This is a genomic window from Mycobacterium sp. M23085, assembly GCF_045343915.1.
In the GTDB taxonomy this organism is placed as follows: Bacteria; Actinomycetota; Actinomycetes; order Mycobacteriales; family Mycobacteriaceae; genus Mycobacterium.
Window position 1 is genome coordinate 1,791,898 of the sequence record NZ_CP174280.1, and the last position, 24,662, is coordinate 1,816,559.

Annotated in this window: 24 protein-coding genes and 1 pseudogene; 17 read left to right on the forward strand and 8 right to left on the reverse strand. The window is 67.6% G+C overall.

Features of this window, described 5'->3' with window-relative positions; translation table 11 throughout:
• Positions 1-106: 106 nt before the first annotated feature.
• From ACIUM1_RS08055 to ACIUM1_RS08070, 4 genes and pseudogenes are all read right to left on the reverse strand, one after another.
• A complete protein-coding gene (locus ACIUM1_RS08055; RefSeq protein WP_406816673.1) occupies positions 107-1,201 on the reverse strand; it encodes a helix-turn-helix transcriptional regulator in 1,095 nt (364 codons plus the stop codon).
• Between the two features lie 42 nt (positions 1,202-1,243).
• Positions 1,244-2,410: a glycosyltransferase gene (locus ACIUM1_RS08060; RefSeq protein ID WP_406816674.1), complete on the reverse strand. Its 1,167-nt coding sequence runs from the start codon at positions 2,408-2,410 to the stop codon at positions 1,244-1,246.
• Between the two features lie 217 nt (positions 2,411-2,627).
• A pseudogene (locus ACIUM1_RS08065) lies at positions 2,628-3,249 on the reverse strand (CheR family methyltransferase); the annotation flags it as partial.
• A gap of 140 nt (positions 3,250-3,389) precedes the next feature.
• A complete protein-coding gene (locus ACIUM1_RS08070) occupies positions 3,390-4,148 on the reverse strand; it encodes an STAS domain-containing protein (protein WP_406816675.1) in 759 nt (252 codons plus the stop codon).
• 169 nt (positions 4,149-4,317) lie between these two features.
• Between ACIUM1_RS08070 and ACIUM1_RS08075 the strand changes: the two genes are divergently transcribed.
• Positions 4,318-6,420, forward strand: a complete 2,103-nt coding sequence (locus ACIUM1_RS08075; protein WP_406816676.1) for a catalase — start codon at positions 4,318-4,320, stop codon at positions 6,418-6,420.
• Between the two features lie 69 nt (positions 6,421-6,489).
• Entirely contained in the window at positions 6,490-6,747 is a 258-nt protein-coding gene (locus ACIUM1_RS08080) for a Rho termination factor (RefSeq protein ID WP_406816677.1), read from the forward strand.
• On the opposite strand, the gene ACIUM1_RS08085 is transcribed toward ACIUM1_RS08080, so the two are convergent.
• Positions 6,741-7,319, reverse strand: coding sequence for a nucleotidyltransferase family protein (locus ACIUM1_RS08085; RefSeq protein WP_406816678.1), 579 nt, complete (start codon positions 7,317-7,319; stop codon positions 6,741-6,743). The two genes, ACIUM1_RS08080 and ACIUM1_RS08085, sit on opposite strands and share 7 nt — an antisense overlap.
• Positions 7,320-7,422: 103 nt before the next feature.
• On the opposite strand from ACIUM1_RS08085, the gene ACIUM1_RS08090 reads away from it, so the two are divergent.
• The 4 genes from ACIUM1_RS08090 to ACIUM1_RS08105 are packed head-to-tail and all read left to right on the forward strand — an operon-like array spanning position 7,423 to position 10,530.
• A complete protein-coding gene (locus tag ACIUM1_RS08090) occupies positions 7,423-8,001 on the forward strand; it encodes a glycosyltransferase (RefSeq protein ID WP_406816679.1) in 579 nt (192 codons plus the stop codon).
• The gene (locus tag ACIUM1_RS08095; protein WP_406816680.1) at positions 7,998-8,951 is read left to right on the forward strand and encodes an acyl-CoA dehydrogenase family protein; all 954 of its coding nucleotides are present in this window, start codon (positions 7,998-8,000) and stop codon (positions 8,949-8,951) included. Before ACIUM1_RS08090 ends, ACIUM1_RS08095 begins: the two co-directional genes overlap by 4 nt.
• A complete protein-coding gene (locus ACIUM1_RS08100) occupies positions 8,948-9,721 on the forward strand; it encodes a PIG-L deacetylase family protein (RefSeq protein ID WP_406816681.1) in 774 nt (257 codons plus the stop codon). The genes ACIUM1_RS08095 and ACIUM1_RS08100 overlap by 4 nt, the downstream gene beginning before the upstream one ends.
• A gap of 44 nt (positions 9,722-9,765) precedes the next feature.
• Positions 9,766-10,530 (forward strand): endonuclease/exonuclease/phosphatase family protein, encoded by a 765-nt coding sequence (locus tag ACIUM1_RS08105; protein WP_406816682.1) that lies wholly within the window; start codon positions 9,766-9,768, stop codon positions 10,528-10,530.
• A 4-nt stretch (positions 10,531-10,534) separates the two neighbouring features.
• Here ACIUM1_RS08105 and ACIUM1_RS08110 read toward each other — a convergent pair whose 3' ends face one another.
• Positions 10,535-10,819: a DUF3349 domain-containing protein gene (locus ACIUM1_RS08110; RefSeq protein ID WP_406816683.1), complete on the reverse strand. Its 285-nt coding sequence runs from the start codon at positions 10,817-10,819 to the stop codon at positions 10,535-10,537.
• 165 nt (positions 10,820-10,984) lie between these two features.
• Positions 10,985-11,221, reverse strand: a complete 237-nt coding sequence (locus tag ACIUM1_RS08115; RefSeq protein ID WP_406816684.1) for a CsbD family protein — start codon at positions 11,219-11,221, stop codon at positions 10,985-10,987.
• Positions 11,222-11,429: 208 nt separating this feature from the next.
• Here ACIUM1_RS08115 and ACIUM1_RS08120 point away from each other — a divergent pair, with 208 nt between their 5' ends.
• The 5 genes from ACIUM1_RS08120 to ACIUM1_RS08140 all read left to right on the forward strand — a co-directional run bounded on the left by ACIUM1_RS08120 (position 11,430) and on the right by ACIUM1_RS08140 (position 16,563).
• Positions 11,430-12,278 carry an SDR family oxidoreductase gene (locus tag ACIUM1_RS08120; protein WP_406816685.1) on the forward strand — a complete coding sequence of 283 codons (849 nt, stop codon included), beginning with the start codon at positions 11,430-11,432 and terminating at the stop codon, positions 12,276-12,278.
• A gap of 229 nt (positions 12,279-12,507) precedes the next feature.
• A complete protein-coding gene (locus ACIUM1_RS08125; protein WP_406816686.1) occupies positions 12,508-12,906 on the forward strand; it encodes a heme-binding protein in 399 nt (132 codons plus the stop codon).
• Positions 12,907-13,035: 129 nt separating this feature from the next.
• Positions 13,036-14,088 (forward strand): DNA topoisomerase IB, encoded by a 1,053-nt coding sequence (locus ACIUM1_RS08130; protein WP_406816687.1) that lies wholly within the window; start codon positions 13,036-13,038, stop codon positions 14,086-14,088.
• Between the two features lie 269 nt (positions 14,089-14,357).
• Positions 14,358-15,329, forward strand: a complete 972-nt coding sequence (locus tag ACIUM1_RS08135; RefSeq protein WP_406816688.1) for a glycosyltransferase — start codon at positions 14,358-14,360, stop codon at positions 15,327-15,329.
• A gap of 13 nt (positions 15,330-15,342) precedes the next feature.
• Positions 15,343-16,563, forward strand: a complete 1,221-nt coding sequence (locus ACIUM1_RS08140; protein WP_406816689.1) for a glycosyltransferase — start codon at positions 15,343-15,345, stop codon at positions 16,561-16,563.
• A gap of 9 nt (positions 16,564-16,572) precedes the next feature.
• Here ACIUM1_RS08140 and ACIUM1_RS08145 read toward each other — a convergent pair whose 3' ends face one another.
• Positions 16,573-17,451, reverse strand: coding sequence for a glycosyltransferase family 2 protein (locus tag ACIUM1_RS08145; RefSeq protein ID WP_406816690.1), 879 nt, complete (start codon positions 17,449-17,451; stop codon positions 16,573-16,575).
• Between ACIUM1_RS08145 and ACIUM1_RS08150 the strand changes: the two genes are divergently transcribed.
• The 6 genes from ACIUM1_RS08150 to ACIUM1_RS08175 are packed head-to-tail and all read left to right on the forward strand — an operon-like array spanning position 17,441 to position 24,651.
• A complete protein-coding gene (locus ACIUM1_RS08150; RefSeq protein ID WP_406816691.1) occupies positions 17,441-18,526 on the forward strand; it encodes an NAD-dependent epimerase/dehydratase family protein in 1,086 nt (361 codons plus the stop codon). The genes ACIUM1_RS08145 and ACIUM1_RS08150 overlap by 11 nt on opposite strands.
• 9 nt (positions 18,527-18,535) lie before the next feature.
• Positions 18,536-20,176, forward strand: coding sequence for a carbamoyltransferase (locus ACIUM1_RS08155; protein ID WP_406816692.1), 1,641 nt, complete (start codon positions 18,536-18,538; stop codon positions 20,174-20,176).
• Entirely contained in the window at positions 20,176-21,666 is a 1,491-nt protein-coding gene (locus ACIUM1_RS08160; RefSeq protein ID WP_406816693.1) for an HAD-IIIA family hydrolase, read from the forward strand. The genes ACIUM1_RS08155 and ACIUM1_RS08160 overlap by 1 nt, the downstream gene beginning before the upstream one ends.
• Positions 21,663-22,679, forward strand: a complete 1,017-nt coding sequence (locus ACIUM1_RS08165) for a glycosyltransferase family 9 protein (protein WP_406816694.1) — start codon at positions 21,663-21,665, stop codon at positions 22,677-22,679. The genes ACIUM1_RS08160 and ACIUM1_RS08165 overlap by 4 nt, the downstream gene beginning before the upstream one ends.
• The gene (locus tag ACIUM1_RS08170) at positions 22,676-23,245 is read left to right on the forward strand and encodes an SIS domain-containing protein (protein ID WP_406816695.1); all 570 of its coding nucleotides are present in this window, start codon (positions 22,676-22,678) and stop codon (positions 23,243-23,245) included. The genes ACIUM1_RS08165 and ACIUM1_RS08170 overlap by 4 nt, the downstream gene beginning before the upstream one ends.
• Positions 23,242-24,651, forward strand: a complete 1,410-nt coding sequence (locus ACIUM1_RS08175; RefSeq protein WP_406816696.1) for a PfkB family carbohydrate kinase — start codon at positions 23,242-23,244, stop codon at positions 24,649-24,651. Before ACIUM1_RS08170 ends, ACIUM1_RS08175 begins: the two co-directional genes overlap by 4 nt.
• The last annotated feature ends 11 nt before the right edge of the window (positions 24,652-24,662 follow it).

The following is a 24,662-nucleotide window of genomic DNA, read 5'->3' on the forward strand; positions in this document are numbered from 1 at the left end:
GATTCTTATGAGACGCTTAGACCAGTGGCTGGATTGTCGCGTCGGGCATTCTTGGCGGCCGCGACCGGCGTGGCCCGCGGTGGGCTGGCGACCGCCTGCGCTCCGGTCAGGATGCTGAGGCCTGCTGCCTCAATGTGGTGTGCGGGCTTTGGCCGTAAGTCTGCCGGTAGAGCACGGCGAACCGTCCGGTGTGCGCAAATCCCCACCGCTGGGCGATTTCGGTGACCGTCGAGGTAACGCTCGTCGCCGCCACCAGCTCTTGGTGAGCGCGATTGAGCCGGACACGACGCATGTACTCGGTCGGTGTGGTGTCGAGCTGGCGGCGGAAAAGATACTGGACGGCCCGCGGCGTCAGATGCACCGCACCGGCGACATCGTTGATGCCGATGTCCTCGGTAGTGTGGCGGTGGATGAAAGACACGGCCTCTTTCAGGGTTTCGGGCATGGCGAGATCGCTGGCCGGGTCTTGCTCGCTGAGATTGGACGGGTAACACTCGAGCAACGCCGCGGCCAGCAGGTTGGCCATCCCCGCGGCGATGAGCGGCTGGTGGGCGGTGTCGGCGGAGGCCAAGGTGCCAACCACGTAATCCAGCGCTCGGTGCCACGCCCGCACGGCGGCGCGGGAACGTGGCCGCCAATTCACGAACTGGGTCTGTTGCGCCAACGACGCGTGCCAGTCCGAGGCGACTTTGTGCAGCACGTCCGCCTCGACGGTCACCACATCGAAACGCGCGCCGTTGCAGTGCAATACGCGAGGCATGCCGTGGGTGATAAGGATCGGGAAGTCGGCCGTCGCCGCGGGGCCGCCCGCAATGCTCAACGCTCCCGCTCGCGGCTGAATCACCACAAGGGTGTCGGCCGCCGGAATCTCGAGCGACACACGCCCCTGGATCATCACCTCGTCGACGGTCATCGAGCCGGCATCACTGCGCCGGTGCGACAACGCGGCCTGAGTCGCGAGTCCGCTGAGCCGCCAGCCCGGCCGATACACGCTGGCCAAGAATTGCCGCGCGGCCAGCGAGTCGACGGTGCGAAACTGCTTGTATTGCACCGCGACTGAATGCAGGGACGGTTCCGAGTCACGGCCCAGCACCGGACGGGCGGGACAATAACCGGATTCGGCCCCTTCGGTCGGTTCACCGGCGACGCGCGCAGCCAGCGTGGAAAACTTGCTGGCGACCCCGCCCGTCGCGGTGGTCATGGCCAGCCTGAATGAAAAACTCTGAGCGCCTGCATCTTTGCATCACCGCACCGTCGATGGTGAACCGATCCGATTCTGCGACCCGACCGTTCCATAGATATTCAGCGTGTCCAGCGCAATCCGCTGCCACGCGAAGCGCGACACGGCGCGGCTGCGGCCCGACGAACCCATACTCTTGGATTGAAAGGTTTGGGCGAGAAGTCTTCTCGTTGCCGCGGCCAACCCGATGGGATTCTCCGGCGGCACCACCAGACCGGTGATGTCGTCGAGCACGACGTCGGCAAGGACCCCCACGCTGGCCGCGATCACCGCCACCCCACTGGACATGGCCTGTAACACGGCGGTGGCCCGGGGTGGTTGGCGGGGAGTGCACGCCACCACGTCCGCGGACCGGATGAACTTCGGCAGTTCGTCATCGGTGACCCGACCGGCAAAGCGCACGCGATCGGCCACACCCAGCTCCGACGCGAGACGTTGCAGCTGGGCCCGCGCATCGTTGTGGCTGCTGTTGCTGGCGTCATTTTCCAGGATCACCAATTCGGCACCGCGCACCTTGGGCAAAGCGCGGATGGCGATATCGAGGCCGTTGTACCACAATGGGTTTGGCGTCACAGTGAGAATGCGTTGCAGACCGTTGCGCGGGGCTGTCGGACCCGTCGGAGTGTAGCGGCCAGCATCGACCCCGCACGTCAAAGCGGACACCCTGGCCCGCCGGTGACGGAGTCGGGCCAGCGCATCGACGTCGTCGCTGCTCTCGCCGGTCACCCAGGCCGCGCTGCGCGCCAGGAGCGGTTCGATGCGCTCCCGTTCGTCCCGTTCCGCCCCGCCATGGCAACACGACGTCGCGGCCAATCCCAAAAACGTCTGCACGGTCGGGATACCTCGGCGTCGCGCGGCCAGTTGAGCGGCCAAGCCGCCCAGCCAGCCGTACGCGTGCACGAGGTCGGGCTGCTCGGTTGACCAGATCCGGTCCAGTGTCTCCGCCCACTCCCCTACATAGGGGAGCACGTCGACCGGCGATGCTGCTTTGCGCGGACCGACGGGAACCGAGGCGCGGCGGTAGTTGCCCTCGGTTGCCGCCTGCGCGGAACGTCGACTGGCTCGTCGTAGGCAGAGCGTGGTGTCGTGGCCTTCGGCCGCCAGGGCGGCGCACAACTGCGCCGGGTCCTCCCCGACGACGTCGTCGCCGCTGACAATTGCCACCCTCAACTGAGATTCCCTCCGCGCCACGATCATTTTTGGCCAACACGGATGGCATACCCTGCCCGGTAATCGCGAAACCGCGTGGGCGGCGTCTTCGCATCGCGGACCGGGATTCGCCTGCTGTACAGGAATTAAGCGCTTAACTGCCACCCTCCGGCCGGGCCAGGGCACGGGTCGATAAGGCGGACACTTAGCGGCAGGATGACCTTCATTTCCCGGTCGACTCGAACCACACCATCTCCGCGCCCGGCCGCTGCCATTTGACGTCCTTGACTCGGGCCGAACGCCGTCCCACCTTTGCCTGTCCAGATACGCACGCAGCTCCACCGGCTGGTAGGACGAGACACCTCGAGATCGCGCAGCAGCCGGCCGACGTCGCGGGGCGAGAGCCCGAACATGGTCGGCGCCTGACTGATCATCCCGACGGTGTCCTTAGCCGGTGACCACGATGTGGGCCACCGGGCCGGGGCGAAACGCCAAGTCGGGCACCGTCGTCAACCCCGAGAGGTCCACGTTGCCGGTGTTTCAGGTTCAGCGGAGTGAACCGGTCGCCGTGGCTGAGCAACATCTCGACATGCCCGAGAAACAGTGCGCCATGAGGGACGGGCCAAATTGTGGCCGGCCCCAACATGTTTCGTTGCATCGCCGCGTTGAGATACATCAGGCTGTCGGGCACACTTGCAGATCGACGCGCGATGTCGGCGCACTCTCGGCCAGGTCGTTACGCCCGAAGATCACCGCGCGCCGCAGGAGGCGCCGCGCGCCTCGCTGAGCGCGTCCTTGTTGACATCGGTGGCGTAGATCTTGACCCGTTCCCGGAAACCCGTCGGGTCGAGCGCTGGTGCATCCGGTGTCGGACGCGGCGCATCAGCGAAGTGCGCTTCTAGCCGGTGAAGTCGAATTCGCGCGGATCCGGGTACCGCAACGGGGCTTCAAAAGCTCATCAGTGATAACGAGTTCCGAAGGACACGAACACTACTCACGGTCAGAACTGGTTTTCTTGACCGATCAGTGCCCAGACGGTCTTGCCCGACGACGTCGGGGTCGCACCCCACGCCCGGCAGAGCGCGGCGACGATGGCCAGCCCGGAAACGATGTCGGCCCCCCAGTCGGCATCTTCATGCCGCCCGGGCAGGCGAGAACTGGTGTCTTCGACCGCGACGGTGACGGTGTCCTGATAGCTTTCGACAATCAACACTGGCGCGCTCTGCGTGTGGTCGAGAACATTTTCGACGAAGACGGTAGCCAGCGTGGCGGCGACGGGGATCACCTCAGCGATGTCCCACTGGGTGAGCCATTCGGCGGTCACGCCGCGCGCAACCTCAAGGCTGCTGATGTTTCGCGCAAGGCTGGCGCGGGCCCGACGACGGACGCGTAGGGACTGGCTCGCCACCGCGTCCAGGGCGAGCTCAAGCGTGGAATGTATCGGCACATACCGTGTGACGCCGACCGTCCTCATTGCGCGCCGAACCTGCGGCGCCGCGCACACCAGCAGGATCGGCACGTCGGGCCACACGCTGACGTGCCAGCGAGCGCTGGTGAACACCGTCCAGGCCGAAGCGGATGGCGCATGCAGATGATTGATATCGACAATCACCGCACGCGGCTCGTTGATCGCGGCGTAGATGATGGCGTCGCGGACCGTTCGGTAGGTAAAGCTGTCCAGCACGCCCTCGACGGTCAGGACAGGTAGCTCCTGGGCGGTCTCCAGCTCCATCCGGATAGCCGATCGGTCATCGATCATCCGACTTCACCTCGCTGCCGCGCAGGTCGACAACCGGTCGCCGAGCCGACCTTGGCCGTTTGAACCATCGCTTCCGACTACCCCTATCGATGGTGGGTAATCCGGTGTCCTATCAATTGCCGTGCATCCGCGCCGTTTGCTCCGGATGGCCGGTGGTAACCCCCACGGCATGGCCACCGACCAGAATACCAAGCAACGCGATCTGGAACCGGCCCGGTTCCGCCGCGACACCGGATACCTGACCACTCAGCAAGGCGTCCGTATCGATCACACCGATGACTCGCTGACGGTCGGCGAAAGGGGTCCGACGCTCCTGGAGGACTTTCACGCCCGGGAGAAGATCACCCACTTCGACCACGAACGCATCCCCGAACGCGTGGTGCACGCCCGCGGCGCCGGGGCCTACGGCTATTTCGAGCCATACGACGACTGGCTGGCGGACTACACCGCGGCCAGATTCCTGACCAGCCCCGGTGTTCAGACTCCGGTGTTCGTCCGGTTCTCCACGGTGGCCGGGTCGCGCGGATCGGCCGACACCGTTCGCGACGTGCGCGGCTTCGCAACCAAGTTCTATACCGAGCAAGGCAATTACGATTTGGTGGGCAACAACTTTCCGGTGTTCTTCATCCAGGACGGCATCAAGTTCCCCGACTTTGTGCACGCGGTGAAACCCGAGCCGCACAACGAGATTCCGCAGGCGCAGTCGGCGCACGACACGCTGTGGGACTTCGTGGCCCTGCAGCCCGAGACGCTGCACACCATCATGTGGCTGATGTCAGACCGGGCGCTGCCGCGCAGCTACCGCATGATGCAGGGCTTCGGCGTGCACACCTTCCGCCTGGTAAACGACAGCGGCGCAGGAACTTTCGTGAAATTCCACTGGAAGCCCCGCCTCGGTGTGCACTCGTTGATCTGGGACGAATGCCAAAAGATCGCCGGCAAGGACCCCGACTACAACCGCCGCGATCTGTGGGACTCGATCGAGTCGGGCCAGTATCCGGAGTGGGAGCTGGGCGTGCAACTCGTCGCCGAGGCGGACGAGTTCAAGTTCGATTTCGATCTGCTGGACGCCACGAAGATCATTCCCGAGGAGCAGGTTCCGGTCCGGCCGGTGGGCAAGATGGTGCTGAACCGCAACCCGGACAACTTCTTTGCCGAGACCGAGCAGGTGGCGTTCCACACGGCAAACGTGGTGCCGGGCATCGATTTCACCAACGACCCGCTGCTGCAGTTCCGCAACTTCTCTTACCTGGACACTCAGCTGATCCGCCTGGGCGGTCCCAACTTCGCTCAGCTGCCGATCAACCGGCCGGTGGCCGAGGTCCGAACCAACCAGCATGACGGCTACGGGCAGCACGCGATCCCGCAGGGTCGTTCGAGTTACTTCAAGAACAGCATCGGCGGCGGCTGCCCGGCATTGGCCGATGAGAACGTCTTCCGGCACTACACCGAGCGGGTGGACGGGCAGGTAATGCGCAAGCGCGCCAAGTCTTTTGAGAATCACTACAGTCAGGCGCGAATGTTCTGGCTGAGCATGTCACCGGTCGAAGCCGAACACATCGTGGCCGCGTTCGCCTTCGAGCTTGGCAAGGTCGAAATTCCCGAGATCCGTTCGGACGTCGTGGCACAACTCGCGCGGGTGGACGGCGGGCTGGCCGCTGCGGTGGCGGCCAAGCTCGGCCTCCCCGAACCGCCCGAGGAGCCGGTCGATGATCATGTGGCGGCCTCACCGGCGCTTTCCCAGATCGGTGTCTGCGACACCATCGCCTCGCGCAGGATCGCCGTGCTGGCCGCCGACGGTGTCGATGTGGTGGGGACGCAACGCTTCATCGAACAGATGGGCCAACGCGGTGCGGTGGTCGAGGTGTTGGCACCGGTAGCCGGCGGCACGCTGGAGGGCGGGTCCGGCGGCGAGCTCCCGGTTGACCGATCCATTACGACCATGGCGTCGGTGCTCTACGACGCCATCGTGGTGGCGTGCGGGCCGCGCTCGGTGTCGACGCTGTCCGACGACGGCTACGCGGTGCACTTCGTGACGGAGGCCTACAAACACCTGAAACCGATCGGCGCGTACGGGGCCGGCATCCGCCTGCTGCGCACCGCCGGTATCGCCAACCGTCTTGCCGAGGACACCGACGTTCTCAACGATCAGGCCGTCATTACCACCACGGCCGCCGCCGACGAGTTGCCCGACCGCTTCGCCGAGGAACTCGCCGCCGCGCTGGCGCGACACCGCTGCTGGGACCGCCGCACCGACCCGGTGCCCGCCTGACAGGTTTTTGATGCGGCAGAGGCGGGCACTACTGACAAAGATGTCGCATCGTGGACAGGAGGATGGATCATGCCACGTTCGTCTATCAAGAACGAAAAGATGTACCAGGACTTGCGCAAGAAGGGCGACTCCAAGGAGAAGGCCGCGCGGATCTCGAACGCCGCCGCCGGGCAGGGCAAGTCAAAAGTCTCCCGCAGGGGCGGCAAGTCAGGGTCCTATCAGGACTGGACGGTGCCGGAACTCAGGAAGCGCGCCAAAGAGCTTGGCATGTCTGGCTATTCGAGCCTGAGCAAAGACAAATTGGTTGCCAAACTGCGGAATCACTGACCCGTCAGGCCCAGTCGGTCGGCGAGCACCAGAAACGCGGCCGCATAGTCATTGTCGGCCGTTTGCGCCCGGATGCCGTCCCAATCCAGCCGTTCGCGCACCGCACGCACCGCCGGCAGCAATTTGGCAAAGTCGCAGTAGTGCTCGCCGAGCGAACGTAACTGCTGGACCAGCACCATCGTGGGCGGAAGCACCGGCATGCGGATTGCCAGCACATCCTGCTGCTCGGCGCGGTCCAGCGTGTCCGCGTCGACGGGCACCCCGTTGATGCGGTGTAGGACATCGACAAGCACTCCGCCGATACGGGCCTTGAACAACCAATCCTCTGGCGGGCGTTCGATGACGAATCCCGCGTCGGCCAAGGCGGTGACGGCGGCGTCCACGTCGGTCTCCGCTACCACCAGGTCCACGTCGTGAATGGGTTCGGGTGCGCCGTAAGCCCATAGCGCATAACTGCCGGCTAAGGCGAAACGTGGCCCCTTCTCCTTGAGCGCCGACGCCGCGCCCCGCAGCGCATCTCGCAGTTGCGCGGCGCAAACGGACCCGTCGGTGTGGGCGTCGGTGGCGGCCATGGTGCTTAGGTCATACCCGGCGGGCGGGCGGGGCAACCTGGTGCGGCCGCTAAACCGTTTAACTTGCGGCTAATTGGGAAATCTTGGGGTTATGTCAACCGCCGTGCCATCTAGGTATGACGCTGCAGCCGTCGTGATACCCGTCCACAACGAGCTTGCGCAGCTGCCCAGGTGTCTGCGCGCGGTGCTGACCGCCGCCCTGTGCGCGCCGATACCGGTGAAGATCGTGGTGGTACTCGATGGTTGCGACGACGGCAGCGACGAGCTGGCCGGTGAGTACGGGCCCGATGTGCACTTCATCAAGGTCGACGTGCACCACCTCGGCACGGCCCGGGCCGTCGGGTTCAATTACGCGCGCTCACTCTTCAGAGACGACCACAAAGTCTGGTTTGCCACCACCGACGCCGACAGCCGGGTGGACTCGCGTTGGCTGGTTCATCAATTGAGATCCGGCGCGGACGTGGGCTTCGAGGCGCCGGCGTATCGGCATGTCGGCGGCTTCCGAACGCTGCCGACCGGCGAAAAAGCTGACTTGGTTGAGCGGTTCGAGCCCGCCGGCCACCGCATTCATCGACACACCGAACTGTCTGTGATCCCACCGGCGCGGACCGGGGCTCGGACCCTAAACGGAGTCGACCACCTCAGACAGTTGGGGAGATCGGCGGCGGGTGATTGCGCGTGACGGCGGGTCTGGTTGAACACTGGCTGGAGTCCGGGCGGCTCGAGTTGCCCCTTCCCGCCTCGGGTCGCACCGCCGAACGCTGGCAACGACTGGCGCGGCTGGCCGAGGAGAACATCGTGGCGGCCAGGATCGCCGAAGCCCATGTCGATGCGGTGGCGATACTCCATGAGCTGGGCGGCAAACCGCCCGAACCGGGTCAGTTGTGGGGCGTGTGGGCGGCCGAATCCCCGGACGCCACGCTGACGGCCACCGCCATCGACGGGGCATTCACCCTCAGCGGTACCAAGGTGTGGTGCGCGGGCGCGGGGTTCTGCACCCACGCGCTGGTGACCGCGCGGCTGGTGGACGGGACGCATGGCCTGTTTGCGGTAGCCGCCACCGACCCGACCGTTAAGGCGTTGCCCAGTACGTGGTGGAACGCCGGAATGGCGGGCAGCGACACCAGACCGGTTCAGTTCACCAATGCTCAAGCCGTCGCAGTGGGGGATCCCGGAGCCTACCTGAATCGGCCCGGCTTCTGGCATGGCGCCATCGGAGTGGCCGCCTGTTGGCTGGGCGGTGCGCGCCGGGTCGCCGACCCGCTATACCGCTGTGCCGCAAGCCGATCCGCTGACGCATATTCGCTGGCACACCTGGGCGCCGTGGACGCCGCGCTGGCCGCCGGTGAGGCGATCCTGGCCGCGGCCGCGCGTCAGATCGACGAGGACCCGTTCGACCGGGCCGGCACCGCGCAGCTGTTGGCCCGCCGCGTGCGCACGGTGGTGGAACACGCGGTCGACGAAGCCATCACCCGCACCGGGCGTGCGCTGGGTCCCGGACCGTTGTGCCAGGATGGCCGGCACGCGCAACGGGTCGCCGACCTGAGCATCTACATCCGGCAAAGCCATGCCGAGCGCGACCTCGCCGAGCTCGGGCATCTGGCGGGCCTGCAGACGGCCGGCCACCCATGAAAACCCTGCCGGAGGGCAACTGTGCCAGGTTTGCAGTCAAGCCCCTGACGCACGGCGGCACTCCGGCGCCGTTGTGGCTGGCCGCTTTCCAGGAAAGGCCCCTTCCGACACTGGACCTGACCGAGTGCAAGGGTCTGGTGGTGGTGGCCCCTCACCCCGACGACGAAACCCTCGGCTTGGGCGCCATGATCACCCAGTTGGCCGCCAGCGGGATTCGGGTTCAGGTGGTCTGTGTCAGCGATGGCGCCGCCGCGCACGCCGACGCCCCTGCCTCGGAGCGGCTTCGCATGGAAACCATTCTTCGATACGAAGCACGCAGGGCGACAAACGTTTTGAACGTCCCTCCGCCGGTGTCGCTGGGCTTGCCCGACGGTGAGCTGACAGATCACGAAGACGAGCTTACCGAGACACTGACGAAGATCCTCGAAGTCGCCGGCCCCGCGACCTGGTGTGCGGCCACCTGGCGGGGTGATGGTCATCCCGATCACGAAGCCGTCGGGCGAGCGGCCTCGGCCGCATGCGCCCGCACCAGCGCCACGCTGCTGGAATATCCAATCTGGATGTGGCACTGGGCAACCCCGGCGGATGCGGCGGTGCCCTGGGACCGGGCCTGCGCGGCGCCCACGCCCGGCTGGGCGACAGAGCGCAAACGTCGGGCCGCGCAATGCTATCGAAGCCAATTCGCTGCTAGGGCAGGCGGATCAGCACCCATTCTGCCCGGCTTTGTGCTTTCCCGACTGCTCACGGTGGGCGAGGTCGTATTTCGGTGACCGCACCGCCCCGGCGACTGCATGAGGGCGAAAGGTGAAAGTCCATGCGCGTGGCGACGTTCAACATCCTGCACGGGCGCACCGTCGGCGACGGCGTGGTGGTCGACCGGCTGCGCGACTGCGTGCGTCGGCTGAATCCCGATGTGCTCAGCTTGCAAGAAGTCGATTGCGATCAGCCACGCTCCGAGCACGCCGACCTGACCGCCGCGGCGGCCGAAGCCATGGGCGCGGTGGAGCACCGGTTCGTGGCGGCGATTTCGGGCACGCCGGGAGCGACCTGGATGGCCGCCACTGGCCGCGAGCAACCCGGCACCGCCGCGTACGGAATCGCGCTGCTGTCGCGATACCCGGTCACCAGTTGGCAAGTGGTGCGACTGCCCCGCATACCGATGCGCTTTCCGATGTATCTGCCCGGCCCCAACCGGGTCATGGTCGTCGACGAGGAGCCGCGCGCGGCGGTCATCGCGCAACTGCGTACCCCGCTGGGCGAACTCACCGTGGCCAACACCCACCTGTCCTTTGTTCCCGGCTGGAATCGGCGCCAGTTGCGCCGATTGATTCACGACCTGGGCGGGTTCCCGGGACCGCGGCTGTTGACCGGGGACTTGAACATGACGCCGAAAACGGTGCGCCGCTGGTCGGGCATGCGGGCGTTGGCTGCCGCACGAACGTTTCCCGCGGACATGCCCACCCGCCAGCTCGACCACATCTTGACCGACGATCCCCGGCTGCGCGGGGGCGCCGTGGAGTCGAGCCTGATGACCATCTCCGACCACCGTCCGCTGGTGGTGGACCTGCAACGGGATTGAGCGGTCAGCCGTCCTGGCGGCCCGATCGCACCGCGACCAGGACACGTTCGATCTCGTCGGCGGAAGGCATCTCGTCGGTGACCCCGATGATTTCCACGCCGACGTCGGCGCTGTCGATGCCGGAACGCCGTGTGGTGAGAAGCCTTTTGACGATGGCGACGAGTTCGTCGTCTGACACCCGCCGGGGCAGCAGCGCCAGCAGCGGCGAGTACCCGACGTCGGGTGCCCACTTGGGGTAGCCCGCGCGCAAAAAGGTGACCACACCGGACACCCGGTCTCGCAAGCTCATCTTCACCTCGCTCTTCCCAGCGCGCCACCCGCCAAAGGGCCGCTCAAGCCGGGATTACCCCGCAGGGCGGTTTGAAACCATCGGTCGGCGGGTCGGCGTCGTCGCGTACCCTACGCGCGAAAAAGGCCCGGCCCGACAATCGGACCGGGCCCCTCGGCGGGTGGCTTACTGGTTCTTCTTCTGGCGCTCTTCGGCGGCATCGGCGCCGGCCCGCGCCGACTCCGCTTCGGCTTCCTTCTTACCCGCATCGCGTTGGGCGTCGGCTTTGTCCTGCTGGGCCTGGCCCTCCCTGGTCAGGTCGTCGCGACCGAGCACGGCCCCGCCGACCTCTTTGGCCTTGCCCTTCACGCCTTCGACGGTCCCCTTGACCGCTTCCTCCGGTCCGCTCTTGTCATCCCCCATGGGTCCGACCTCCCTCTCGGTGGTTCCTGAGCTTGCGCTCGATGGCACTTACGGCGTTCCCACCGCACGGCCCGTCAAACGCCGCGCACCGCATCACCCCTGGACAGCGGGCGGTTGGCGTGCGTGCGATCACGTGAACCGCAGTTTTTGTCCCGGCTCACGTATCGGCCAGGCATCAATCCCGTTTGAACGCGGCTTTACCGGGTAGATGAAGGCCCGGCCCCGGCATGGAAAGGGGAAGGCAGTGAACACCATCGCCGTCATCGGGGCGACCGGGACAGCCGGATCCCGCGTCGTCGCCAGGCTGAAGTCACGCGACGTCGCGGTAGTCGAGATCTCGCGTGCGCACGGCGTCGATCTGTTCAACGGGCCAGAGCTTTCGCAAGCACTCGAGGGCGTCGACGTCGCCATCGACGTATCCAATCCGCGACCACCCGATGGCCGATCGAACATCAGCCAGACCCTGGCCGCCGCGTCGCGCAACGTCGTGCAGGCGTGCGCCAGGCAGGAGGTGCAGCGCCTGGTGGTGTCGACGATCGCCGGCATCGAGGACCCGGCATTCGACGGCCTCCCCTATTACGAGGCCAAGCGGGAGGCCAAGGAAATCCTGCTCGACGGTCCGGTACCGACCACGATCGTCAAGTCGACGCAGTGGTACGAATCCGCAACCAACCACGCCGCGGTGACCTGCAAGCCCAACGAGGTGATCGTCGAGGACTGGTTGATTCAGCCCATCGCCGCCGACACCGTCGCCGACGTGTTGGTCGAGTCGGCGCTGGGACAGACGCACGCGCCGCGCACCATCGCCGGCCCGGATGCCATCCGGTTGCCCGACCTGACATCGAAACTGCTTGCCCAGCAAGGCGATAGCCGACAGGTGCGCACCGTCGAACCCGCGGTCGCCGCGCTGGGCGCCGGAGCCCTGTTGGCGTCCGGGCGTGCGGTGGTGGTCGGCCCCGACGTCGACACGTGGCTGCAGACCCTGGCTCCGCCGAATACCGACGGCCACCACGCCGCCGATGGCTCCTATCCTCGCCGCGGACCCAGCTTGAGGTAACAATTCCGTCACGATCGCGAACGCGATCCCTTAGGATCCGGTGCGTTTTCTTAGAAACTGTGCGCTCCTTTGATGGTTCGCTTAGCAAAAGACCCTCCAGCGGCCCTACCGGCCCCCGGCGTTCTTCCTCAGCGAACATTGCCACTGTTGGCTTCCGCTACTTTGGATTTCGAGGATCGGGAGCCTCTGTCGAGAGCAAATCATTTCGTTTCGAAGGACGACAAACATCATGAAATTCAGCAGTATTGTCGCGCGCCGGAAAGTGGCCGGGATCAGTGCCGGCTGTCTGCTCGGGGGGATGGCCATGGGCATCGTCGCTGCGCCCTCTGCGGTCGCAGCACCTGACTGCAGCCCGGCCGGTGTGAACAACACGGTCTCGTCCGTGGAGGGCTCCGCCCAGCAGTATCTGGCCGCGCACCCGGGCGCCAACCAGGTGGTGACCGCCGCATACGGGCAGCCGCGGCCGCAGGCTGAGTCAAGCCTGCGCGGCTACTTCACCGGCCACCCGCAGGAGTACTACGACCTGCGCGGCATCCTGGCACCGATCGGCGACACCGAACGGCAGTGCAATGTTTCCGCCCTGCCGCCGTACCTGGAGTCGGCCTACCAGGAGTTCATGGCCGGCTGATCCCGGCCCGAGACGACCCGCCACAACGTTGTGGCGGGTCGTTCCACGCCGGCGGTTCTTTTCCACCGTGTGAACAACTTCTCCGGCGGGTAATTGTGCAGTCAGCAACCAGATACTGGAGGGCCAATAATGCGGCTGCGGCGAAGCGTGCTGAGCAAGCCGGGTATCGCGCGCAGGCGTCGCGGTAAGGGTTTCGCGTATTACGGGCCGGACGGCAAGGCGATCTCCGACCCGGAAACCCTGCAGCGCATCAAGGATTTGGTCATTCCGCCGGCCTGGAAGAACGTGTGGATTTCGCCGTACAGCAACGGCCACATCCAGGCGGTGGGTGTCGACGCCGCCGGCCGCCGGCAGTATCTGTACCACAGCGCCTGGCAACAGGAACGCGCCGAGGAGAAGTTCGACCGCGTGCTGGAACTGTCCACCCGGTTGCCGGCGTGGCGTGCCGAGATCGCCAAAGACCTGACCCGCGAGGGCTTGACCCGCAAGCGGGTGTTGGCGCTGGCGCTGCGGCTGCTCGATCGCGGCTACTTTCGCGCCGGCGGCGAGCAGTATGCGGAAGAAAACGAGTCCTACGGGCTGTCCACCCTGCTGTGTGAGCATGTGGCGGTCCGGCGCAACGCGGTCGAGTTCGATTTTCCGGCCAAGAGCGGAGTTCGGCGCACCGTGGAAATCGAGGATCCCGAAGTGGTCCGGGCGGTGCGTGCGCTGATGCGCCGCCCGGACCGGACTGACCGTTTGCTGGTGTGCCGCACCGCATCCGGGTGGATCGATGTACATGCCGCTGACCTCAACGACCGATTCAAGGAGCTGGTCGGCGGCGAGTACACCGTCAAGGACCTGCGGACGTGGCATGGGACGGTGCTGGCGGCCGCGGCGTTCGCCGACGCCGACCCGGCGGTCTCGCAGCGGGTCGCCAAGCGCGTCGAATCCGCCGTGATGAAAGAGGTGGCCCAAGAACTGGGCAACACCCCGGCGGTGGCGCGCGGTTCCTACGTGGATCCCCGCGTCGTCACCGGCTACGAGCAGGGATTGACCATCGCCGCGGCGGCGCGCCGCGCCGAACGCGCCCGTAAACCCGACGTGGCCCAGGAGATCCTGGACAAGGCGACCCGCATGCTGATCCGGCGAGTCGCCAAGGGCCACAGCGCGTCGTGTTCCTCGCTGGCCAAGAGCGCCTGAGCTAATTGCCTGGGCCCCGCCGCGCACGACATTGCGTGCGGGCAAACCGGTTCTCAGCGGCCCGGAGTTCGTCAGATGTCCATAGACATTCGCATAGTGGACAAGCTCCGCGTTCGCGACTGCGCCCGCGATAACGGTCACTTCTCGACTAATTCCGTTGTGCGACAACATCTAAGCGGGCGGCGCCGGCGCCGAAGAGCGATCCAGCGCGAGTGAATCATTGGGTCGAAAGCTGTTTGACGAAGAACCTATAGGGTATTTGGCTCGCCATGTCGGAGCCCGACCGAGCAAAGCGCATCCTGGTGTGGCACGTCCACGGATCGTGGGCGCAGGCGTTCGTCGCGGGGCGGCACCGGTATCTGATTCCGGTGGCGTCCGATCGCGGTACGGACGGTATCGGGTTGGCCGGACGGTCCTGGCCCAACGCCCGCGAAATCACGCTCGAGAACTTGGCGCACGAAGACATCGACCTGGTTGTGCTGCAACGCCCGCGGGACGCAGAACTCGTCGCCCGCTGGGCGGGCCGCAGGGCGGGCGTCGACCTACCGGCAATCTATGTCGAGCACAACGCACCTCGCGAAAGTGCAGCGCAGACCAGGCATGTGCTCGCCGATCAAGACGACATCGCTCTGGTGCACGTCACCGCATTCAACCGGTTGATGTGGGACAACGGGCGCGCTCCGACTCGGGTCATCGACCACGGCGTGGCCGATCCGGGCCAGTTGTACACCGGCGACGTGCCGCGGGCGGCCACCATGATCAACGAGCCGACGCGGCGCGGCCGCGTCGTCGGCGCCGACCTGCTGGAACCGTTGTCGAAGTATGCCCAGATCGACGTGTGGGGCATCGGCACCGAGGCGATGCACGTCAACCGCGGCGCGGTCGCCGGCCGCGGCGACGTCGCCGCGCCGCGGCTGTGGGCGCAGATCGCGCGCCGCCGTGTCTACCTGCATACCGCCCGCTGGACCTCACTCGGCCTATCCCTGATCGAGGCGATGATGCTGGGGATGCCGGTGGTAGCCGTCGGCACCACAATGGCGCCGTTCGCAATCCCTTCCGAGGCAGGGATCGTCAGCCCGGACCTGACAGTTCTGGGTGAAGGGCTGCGGGACTTCCTCGACGATCAGGCGACCGCGGTGGCCGCCGGTAAGGCGGCACGCGAATTCGCCACCGCCCGCTTCGGGCTCGAGCGCTTCCTCGCCGAATGGGACCAGGCGATCGAGGAGCAGTGCAGATGTTGAGGAAGGAGCCCGCATGAGGATCGCGATGATCTCCGAACACGCCAGCCCGCTGGCACACCTGGGCGGCGTGGACGCCGGCGGACAAAACGTCCACGTCGCCGAGTTGTCCTCCGCGTTGGCGCGGCGTGGCCACGACGTGGTGGTCTACACCCGTCGCGATGACCCGCAGCTTCCCGACTGCGTCGAGACGACGGATGGCTATGCCGTGGTGCACGTTCCGGCCGGCCCGGCCCGGGTGCGACCGAAAGATCAATTGCTGCAATACATGTACGGCTTCGCCCATTTTCTCGATGACCGATGGCTATCGGGGGCGCCGGATGTCGCCCATGCACACTTCTGGATGTCGGGCGTAGCCACCCAGCGCGCCGCGCGGGCACACGCGATACCGACCGTGCAGACTTTCCACGCACTGGGCCTCACCAAGAAACTGCATCAGGGAACCGATGACACCAGCCCGGGTTGCCGTATCCAGGTAGAGGCCGAGATTGCGCGTGCGGCCGACTGGGTCGCGGCCACCAGCACCGACGAGGTGTTCGAGCTGGTTCGCATGGGTCGGTCCCGGTCCCGCACCTCCGTGGTGCCCTGCGGGGTGGACACCGACGCGTTCGCGCCATGCGGTCCGGTGGCGGTACGCGGTCGCCGGCCACGCATCGTCTCGGTGGGACGTTTAGTGGCACGCAAGGGTTTTGACACGCTGATCCGAGCCTTGCCGCGGATACCGGGTGCCGAGTTGGTGATCGTTGGCGGACCGCCTGCCCGCGATCTGGACAAGGATGAGCAAGCACAGCGGCTCAAAGCATTGGCGATTGAGCTTGGGGTGGGCGACCGGGTCTGCCTGCGCGGCGGGGTCACCCGCGCCGAGATGCCGGCGCTGCTGCGGTCGGCCGACGTGGTGGCATGCACGCCCTGGTATGAGCCGTTCGGCATCGTGCCCTTGGAAGCCATGGCGTGTGGGGTGCCGGTGGTGGCCACCGCCGTGGGCGGGATCCGTGACACCGTCGTCGACGGTGTCACGGGCCGTCTGGTGCCGCCCAAAGACCCGGATGCGCTGGCCTATGCCATCGCCACCGTGATCTGTGATCGGCGCCGGGGACGGACGATGGGTGAGGCGGGGCGCGAGCGTGCCCGGGTGCGCTACACCTGGGACCGGGTGGCGGCCGACACCGAACGCATCTACGAGAAGGTGTCGCCCGCGCTGCGCGAGGTGAGCACCCCTAGCACATGCTCCGGGTGATCTTGTGGCTCAATCCCTTTCCAGCGTCCGCAGTGACCGCTCCACAGCATCTGGCAATCGTCGCCGCTCCCGCAGGACAGCCGGCAGCGCCGCCACCGCTTCGAGCAACGCCTTGGCATGGGCCGCGTCATGGACGGCCGCCGCTGCCAAGGCGGCGGCCGCCCCGGCGCAGCGGTCGACGGGTCTGCGCAGGCACGCCGTCAGCAGCGCGTTGCGCAGCACCCGCGCGTGCTGGGCCTGGCTCGGCGACCGAATCAACGACGGTTGGTGGTATGCCACCAGCCCGGGGCAGAAACACAAATCCCAACCGCCGGCCGCGAGATCACAGGCCAGCAAGGTCTCTTCGCCCCGAAAGTGCAGTATCGGGCTGAACCCGCCGACGCCCTCGAACGCCGACTTTCTCACCAGCGCAGCGCACGCCTGGAACCCGAGAATCGATGGGCCGGGCAGCTTCGGGTCACGCCCGAGTGGACTCTCCGCGAGTTCGGCGACGAAAGGGTCGTCACGGTTTTGCGGCAGTATCACCGTCCGCGCAGCCAGTAGTGCGACGGTGGGGAACTCATCGAAGGTCTTTTCCGCCAGCGAAATCGCTGCCGGCGCCCACCACGAATCATCGTCACAGAAGGCGACATACGGCGTGTTGCACCGCGCCACGCCAACGTTGCGCGCCACGGCCCCCGCATTGCGGCGCAGCCCAATGACAGTCACCCGCCCAGGCGAACGGTTCGCGACACGATTGACCGCGGCCACCGAGTCGTCATCGGATGCGTTGTCTATCACCACGATAGGGCAGTCGAACGTCTCGAGCAGTCGGCCTAGCGTGGCGCACAGCTCCTCAGAGCGGTCCCGGGTGGCAATGACGAAGGAGGTACGGGGCATGGTCGCCATGACCGGGGCGGCTACCCCAAGGCCGAAGAGCGAAACGGAGTTTCACCCTCAAATCCACGGGTACGAATGCCCGATGCGTTCGCTGTCCCGTGCTCTGGTCACCGGCGGTGCCGGATTCCTGGGTGCGCACCTGTGCGATCGGCTGCTGGACGCCGGCGTGGAGGTGGTCAGCGTGGACGACCTGTCCAGCAGTGGCCCGCACGACCGACTGGCGCACCATCCCGGCTACCGGTTCGTGCAGCACGACGTCTGCGATCCTGGGTTGATCGACAAAGTCGGCTGGTCGTTCGACGTGGTATTCCATTTGGCGTCAGCGGCATCGCCGGTCGATTACCAGCGCCGGCCGATCGAGACATTGCGCACCGGTTCTGCGGGTACCGCGACCGCGCTGGACATCGCCGAGCGCGGCGGCGCCCGGTTCGTGTTGACCTCCACCAGCGAGGTATACGGCGATCCCGAGTTACACCCCCAAGACGAAAGTTATTGGGGCCACGTGAATCCGGTGGGGCCACGCAGCGTATACGACGAAGCCAAGCGGTACGCCGAAGCGTTGTCGTTCGCCTATCGCCGCGTCGGCCGTGCCGATGTCGGCGTGGCACGCATCTTCAACACCTATGGGCCGGGCATGCGCGCCGGCGACGGGCGGATGGTTCCGACGTTCTGCTTGCAGGCGTTGCGCGGTGCCCCGTTGACCGTGTCGGGCACCGGACTGCAGACCCGATCGCTGTGCTATGTCGACGACACCATTGCCGGGTTACTGGCATTGGCGGACAGCGATTTCAGCGGGCCCGTCAACATCGGCAATCCGACCGAACTCACCGTCCTGGCGGCCGCCGAGCTGATCCGGGATCTGGCCGGCAGCACGTCGACGATCCAGTTCACCCCGCCGGCCACCGACGACCCGCAGCGCCGGTGCCCGGACATCACGCTCGCCCGCGAACGCCTGAACTGGCAACCTGACGTCGGCTATCGCACCGGGTTGAAGACCACCGTGGAATGGTTCCGCGCCACAGGCGCCGCGGCCGAAGATTCGGACGAAGAGCTGGTCCCGGCCGCTGAGCAACGGGCCCGGTAGGAGGCAGCTGTGCGAATACTCGGTGTCAACGCGGTATTTCACGATCCCGCCGCCGCGCTGGTGATCGACGGCAAGGTGGTGGCGGCCGCCGAAGAAGAACGCTTTTCCCGGCGCAAGCACGGAAAGCAGGCGGTCCCCTTCGCCACCTGGGAACTTCCCGTCGCGGCGATCCGCTGGTGTCTCGAGCACGCCGGTCTTGCCGCCGAAGACATCGACGCCGTCGGCTATTCCTACGAGCCGGCCCTGATGTACGACGAGCCGGTCGATCCCGACGGACTCGACAAGGACTGGGAGCACCTGCGCACCATGTACGCCGAGCGCGCGCCCGGCTTTCTCAAATCGGCGCTGCCCGGCCTCAACCCGGCCGCGGTGCACCACGTCCGTCACCACGTCGCGCACGCCGCGTCGACTGCGCTGGCCTCTCCGCATCCGGACACCGCCGTGCTGGTGGTCGACGGACGCGGGGAACGCACCTCCATGCTGGCCGGTGCGTATCGAGATCAGAAGCTGGATGTGCTGGCCGTGCAGCAGCTGCCGCACTCGCTGGGGCTACTGTACGAAAGCCTCACCGAACACCTGGGTTTCGTACGGTCCAGTGACGAGTACAAGGTGATGGCGATGGCCTCCTACGGCCGGCCCCGCTTCGCCGATGAGCTCCGCCGACGGGTGTACGCCTGCGCGGACGGCGGTTTCCGCACCGAACCGATCGACTGGGAGGGCCTGGCGCCGCGGCGCCGCGCGGATGCCGGGGGGCTGGACCCGGTGCACGCCGACCTGGCGTGCAGCGTGCAGCGGGTCGTCGAAGACGTGTTGCTGGAGCTGGTTCGCTGGTTGCGGGACCGTACCGACGGTGACGCGCTATGCCTGGCCGGCGGGGTGGCACTGAATTGCGTTGCCAACAGCCGCATTTACGCCGAGGGCGGTTTCGACCGGGTGTGGGTACAGCCGGCCTCCGGTGACGCGGGTACGGCACTGGGGGCCGCGCTGAGCCTGGCCGCCTCGTTTGACGAACCGATCGCGCCGATGCTCAGCGCGCAGCTGGGGCGTGGTTGGTCCGAGGAACAGATCAAGGCCGCACTCGACGACGCGGCGGTCAGCTACGAACGCCCGCCCGACCTGGCTTCGGCAATCGGCGACGCGCTGGCCCGCAACCAGTTGATCGGATGGTTTCAGGGCCGAGCCGAATTCGGCCCACGGGCGCTCGGGGGGCGCTCGCTGCTGGCCGACCCGCGCCACCCCGCGAACCTGGAACGCCTCAACGCGGTCAAGGGCCGCGAACAGTTCCGGCCGGTCGCACCCATGGTGCTGGCCGAGCGTGCCGCCGAGATCTTCACCCGCGGACCGCTGCCCAGCCCGTACATGTTGTTCGTCCATGACGTCAGCGAGAATTGGCGCGGGCGCATCCCGGCGGTCACCCACGTCGACGGCACGGCACGAATCCAGACCGTCGACCGCGCCGATGATCCGCTACTGCACGCCACGATCAGCCGGTTCGCCCAGCACACCGGCGTTCCGGTGATCGTCAACACCAGCTTTAACACCGCGGGAAGACCCATGGTGGACACCCCGCGCGACGCGCTCGAGGTCTTCGGCAGTTCTCCGATCGACGTGCTGGCGGTGGGGCCCTACCTGGTGAGGCGGCGCCTGTGATGCCGGAGTACACCCTGGTGATCCCGACCATCGGCCGGGAATCCTTGCACCGCTTGATGATTGCATTGGACCGAGGCGCGGGCCCGGTGCCGCCACAGGTCGTGGTGGTCGACGACAGGCCAGGACCGCCGCGCGATCTGAGGGTGGAAGGCGACTTGCCAGTGCGCGTGCTGCGCAGCGGCGGACGCGGACCGGCGGCCGCGCGCAACATCGGATGGCGTGCGACCAAGACCCGCTGGGTGTGCTTCCTGGATGACGACGTGGTGCCGGATCCGGATTGGGAATCGGCGTTGTCCATCGACCTGAAGGCAGCCGATGCCACCGGAGCGGTCGGCTCCCAGGCGGAGATCGAGGTACCGACGGACCGGTCACGCCGGCCCACCGACGACGAACGCCGGACCACCCGGCTGGCTGCGGCGCGCTGGATCACCGCCGACATGGCGTACCGCCGCGACATGCTGGTAGCCGTCGGCGGATTCGATGACAGATTCCCCCGCGCCTACCGCGAGGACTCCGACCTGGCGGTGCGGATTGCCGCGGCCGGCGGGGTCATCGTCCGGGGAGAGCGTCGCTCGACCCATCCCGTGGCGCCGTCGACCTGGCGGTCGAGCGTGCGAGCGCAGATCGGTAACCGGGACAACGCGCTGATGCGCCGTAAGTACGGCCGTTCCTGGCGCACCCTGATCGGCGAAGGGCCGGGCCGAATGCCGGCGCACTCGGCCACCGCGCTGGCCGGCGCCGTCGCGCTCGGCGCCGCGCTGCTGCGCCGTCGCCCGACGGCTCGCCGGTCGGGCGCGCTGTGGTTGGCATTGACGGCCGAGTTCACCGCCCGACGCTGGCTCAGTGGGCCGCGCAGTGGCGTTGAGGCGCTTCGGCTTTCGCTGAGCAGTTCGCTCATCCCGCCGGTCGCGGTGGCGCATCGGCTGGCCGGGGAATGGGCGTTTCGCCGGGCCCGGCGCGAGCCGCCGCTTGCGGTGCTGCTCGACCGCGACGACACCCTGATCGTCGATAAGCCGTACCTCAACGACCCCGCGGGCGTCCGGCCCACCCGCGGCGCCGCCCGGGCGCTGGCCCGCCTGCGCCGGCGCGGCCTGCTGCTGGCCGTGGTCACCAACCAGTCCGGCGTGGCGCGCGGGCTGATCAGCGCCGAGCAGCTCAGGAGTGTCAACGACCGGGTGGACGAGGTGCTCGGCCCGTTCGACTCCTGGCAGGTGTGCGTGCATGAAGAGGCGGACGGCTGCCGCTGCCGCAAGCCCCGGCCCGGCATGGTGCTGGCGGCGGCCGCGGCCCTGGCCGTGCCGCCTGCGCGATGCGTGATGATCGGCGACACCGGCGGTGACGTGCAGGCCGCCCTGGCGGCCGGCGCCAGGGCGGTGCTGGTTCCCACCGACCGCACCCTGCCCGCCGAAATCGAGCACGCCCGCTTGCACGCATCGGTGGCCGCGACGCTGGATGATGCTGTGTCCCTTGTACTTTCGGAGTGCCGGTGAGCACCGCGGTGGTGGCCCGACTGGACAGTGCCGGTGATGTGTTGATCACCGGTCCGGCGGTGCGCGCGGTGGCAGCCCGCCACGATCGGGTGACGATGCTGGTGGGCCCGCGCGGCCGCGACGCCGCCGAACTACTGATCGGCGTCGACGAGATCGTGGAATGGCAGGCGCCGTGGGTGGATTTCGACACCCCCGAGTTGACCGCAGGCCACGCCGAAGCGCTGATCAAGCAGCTGCGCGATCTCGCACCCGACCGGGTCTACATCTTCACGTCGTTTCACCAGTCCCCGCTGCCGCTGGCCCTGTTGTGTCGCATGGCGGCGGTGCCCTGGGTGGGCGCCATCTGCGTCGACTACCCCGGCGCCCTGCTGAATCTGCGGCATCAGGTGCGCGACGGGATCCCGGAACCGGAACGGGCGTTGTCGCTGGCGCGGGCGGCCGGATGCGTGCTGCCCACCGGCGACGACGGTGCGCTGCGGATCCGGGCCGTCGGTCCGCTGCCACCGCGGCTGGCCCGCGACATCGGACCCGGACCGTTCGTGGTGTTCCATCCCGGCGCCGCGGTGCCGGCTCGTCGGCCCACCCGGGACCGCAGCGCGTCGATGGTGGCCGCGCTCGTCGGCTCCGGGCATCGCGTCGTGGTCACCGGAAGCCCGGACGAGGCCGAGCTGACCGCCGCGGCCGCGGGCGCTGCCGCCCTGGATCTCGGCGGACGTACCAGCTTCGCCGAACTCGCAGCGGTTTTCGCCGCCGCCCGCGTCGTCGTCGTGCCCAACACCGGCCCGGCTCATCTGGCCGCGGCGGTGGGAACCGCGGTGGTGTCACTGTTCGCCCCCGTGGTGCCCGCCACCCAGTGGCGGCCCTACGGCCGGCGCGTCACCGTGCTCGGCGATCAGTCCGCGCCGTGCCGGGCAACCCGCGCCCGGGTCTGCCCGGTGCCGGGACACCCCTGCCTGGACCACATCACCGATGCGGAGTTGCTCGCCGCGGTGAACGAAGGAGGAGAGCGATGATCGAGGCGCACTTCGACGCGTTGCGAGACGCGGTGCGACGCACCGGCGCCGAGGCGACGCGACTGCGCGGATGGGGCCGCCAGCTGGCCGTGCTACTCCCGCACGGCGGCCGGCTGTTGGCGTGCGGAAACGGGGGCAGCGCCGCCGAGGCACAGCACCTTACCGCCGAACTCGTCGGGCGTTTCCGTGAGGAGCGAATCCCCATGTCGGCCATCGCCTTACATGCGGACACTTCGGCACTGACGGCGATCGCCAACGACTACGGCGACGAAGAGATGTTCGCGCGGGGGGTACGGGCGCACGGCCGCGCGGGCGACGTACTGGTGGCGCTGTCCACCAGCGGCGCCAGCCGCAACGTGATAGCCGCGGTCAAAGCGGCGCACGACGTGGGCATGGTGACGTGGGCGCTCACCGGCCGCGGCCCCAACGAGCTGGGCGGCATGTGCGACGAGGCGATCTGCGTGGACGCGGCCAGCACGGCCACCGTGCAAGAAATCCATCTGATGCTGATTCACGGGTTATGCCTGGCCCTCGATGACGTCCTGCTGCGGGAGGAAGCGTCATGAGCACCAAACCGCTTGTCATCGTCGGTGATTCAATCCTCGACATCGACATCTTGGGCTCGGCGACCAGGCTCAGCCCGGAGGCACCGGTGCCGGTGGTCGACGCCGAACGGCTCGTACAACGGCCGGGCGGGGCCGGGCTGGCGGCCCTGCTCGCGGCCCGCACCGAGACCGGGGTGGTGCTGATCACCGGCATCGCCGACGACGACGCCGGCGGACAACTGCACGACCTGCTGGCCGCGTCCGGTGTTCGGGTGCTGGCCCTGCCGATGAGCGGAACCACGGTGAGCAAGATCAGGATCCGGGCCCGTGGGCAGTCCATGCTTCGCGTCGATCGAGGCGACGGCGCGCCCGTCAGCGGGCCATTGGCGCCCGAGGTGGCCGACGCCCTGGCCGACGCCCGGGCCATCTGCGTCGCGGACTACGGCGCGGGTGTTACCGCGCTCCCCGCCATCCGGACGGCGTTGACCGAGTCGGCCCGCCGCATTCCGACGGTCTGGGATCCGCATCCGCGCGGGGCGCCGCCGGTGCCCGGATGTGCTCTGGTGACACCGAATCATGCTGAAGCACAATACTTCTGCGGAGATTCTTCGGCGGGTGACGGTGGAGAAGTGCTGCTGCGCAAGTGGGGCGCCGGCGCGGTGTGCATCACTCGCGGAGCCCAGGGCGCGCGGGTGTACGGCCCACGTGCGGGTGTGCACCATGTGGGGATCCCGCAGGGAACCGGCGCCGGCGCGGCCGATGTCTGCGGGGCCGGCGACCGCTTCGCCGTCGCCGCTGCGGTGGCACTCGCCGAGGGCGCCGACCCGGTCGCGGCGGTGCGGGCAGCGGTCGGCGACGCGGCACGGTTCGTCAGCACCGGCGGCGCCGCGTCGGTCTCGACGCCCCTGTCCGGCACGGGATCCGATGTCCTGGCCGGTGGTGCGCGATTCCGGGATATCGGCACGGTCGATCCGGTCGCTCTGGCGACGCGGCTGCGCCGCCGCGGGGGCACCCTGGTGGCCACCGGCGGCTGTTTCGACTTGTTGCACACCGGGCACATCCGGCTGCTCCGGCAGGCACGGGAACTCGGCGACGCCCTCATCGTGCTGGTCAATTCCGATGCGTCGGTGCGCGCTCTGAAGGGCGATGGACGCCCGGTGATGCGCGATGCGGACCGGGCGCGGGTGTTGGCCGCGCTGGCCTGTGTCGACGCGGTGGCCATCTTCGATGGCCTGACCCCAGAGCGCATGCTGGAAGATCTGCGACCCGACATCTGGGTCAAGGGCGGCGACTACGTGGCCGCCGATCTGCCCGAAGCCGATGTGGTCTACCGCCACGGCGGCGAGGTGGTGATCCTTCCCACGGTGGCCGGCTATTCGTCCTCCCGCTTGATCGCCGCGGCGACTTCGTGCCGGGCACATAGGTGAAAGGTGTTGGT

Coding starts and splice junctions, on each gene's coding strand:
- ACIUM1_RS08130 (WP_406816687.1), top strand. CDS start 13,036: ATGCGGCTGCGGCGAAGCGTGCTGAGCAAGCCGGGTATCGCGCGCAGG.
- ACIUM1_RS08100 (WP_406816681.1), top strand. CDS start 8,948: ATGAAAACCCTGCCGGAGGGCAACTGTGCCAGGTTTGCAGTCAAGCCC.
- ACIUM1_RS08055 (WP_406816673.1), bottom strand. CDS start 1,201: ATGACCACCGCGACGGGCGGGGTCGCCAGCAAGTTTTCCACGCTGGCT.
- ACIUM1_RS08145 (WP_406816690.1), bottom strand. CDS start 17,451: ATGGCGACCATGCCCCGTACCTCCTTCGTCATTGCCACCCGGGACCGC.
- ACIUM1_RS08160 (WP_406816693.1), top strand. CDS start 20,176: ATGCCGGAGTACACCCTGGTGATCCCGACCATCGGCCGGGAATCCTTG.
- ACIUM1_RS08110 (WP_406816683.1), bottom strand. CDS start 10,819: ATGAGCTTGCGAGACCGGGTGTCCGGTGTGGTCACCTTTTTGCGCGCG.
- ACIUM1_RS08135 (WP_406816688.1), top strand. CDS start 14,358: ATGTCGGAGCCCGACCGAGCAAAGCGCATCCTGGTGTGGCACGTCCAC.
- ACIUM1_RS08120 (WP_406816685.1), top strand. CDS start 11,430: ATGAAGGCCCGGCCCCGGCATGGAAAGGGGAAGGCAGTGAACACCATC.
- ACIUM1_RS08075 (WP_406816676.1), top strand. CDS start 4,318: ATGGCCACCGACCAGAATACCAAGCAACGCGATCTGGAACCGGCCCGG.
- ACIUM1_RS08105 (WP_406816682.1), top strand. CDS start 9,766: ATGCGCGTGGCGACGTTCAACATCCTGCACGGGCGCACCGTCGGCGAC.
- ACIUM1_RS08085 (WP_406816678.1), bottom strand. CDS start 7,319: ATGGCCGCCACCGACGCCCACACCGACGGGTCCGTTTGCGCCGCGCAA.
- ACIUM1_RS08170 (WP_406816695.1), top strand. CDS start 22,676: ATGATCGAGGCGCACTTCGACGCGTTGCGAGACGCGGTGCGACGCACC.
- ACIUM1_RS08175 (WP_406816696.1), top strand. CDS start 23,242: ATGAGCACCAAACCGCTTGTCATCGTCGGTGATTCAATCCTCGACATC.
- ACIUM1_RS08070 (WP_406816675.1), bottom strand. CDS start 4,148: ATGATCGATGACCGATCGGCTATCCGGATGGAGCTGGAGACCGCCCAG.
- ACIUM1_RS08150 (WP_406816691.1), top strand. CDS start 17,441: ATGGTCGCCATGACCGGGGCGGCTACCCCAAGGCCGAAGAGCGAAACG.
- ACIUM1_RS08125 (WP_406816686.1), top strand. CDS start 12,508: ATGAAATTCAGCAGTATTGTCGCGCGCCGGAAAGTGGCCGGGATCAGT.
- ACIUM1_RS08080 (WP_406816677.1), top strand. CDS start 6,490: ATGCCACGTTCGTCTATCAAGAACGAAAAGATGTACCAGGACTTGCGC.
- ACIUM1_RS08140 (WP_406816689.1), top strand. CDS start 15,343: ATGAGGATCGCGATGATCTCCGAACACGCCAGCCCGCTGGCACACCTG.
- ACIUM1_RS08115 (WP_406816684.1), bottom strand. CDS start 11,221: ATGGGGGATGACAAGAGCGGACCGGAGGAAGCGGTCAAGGGGACCGTC.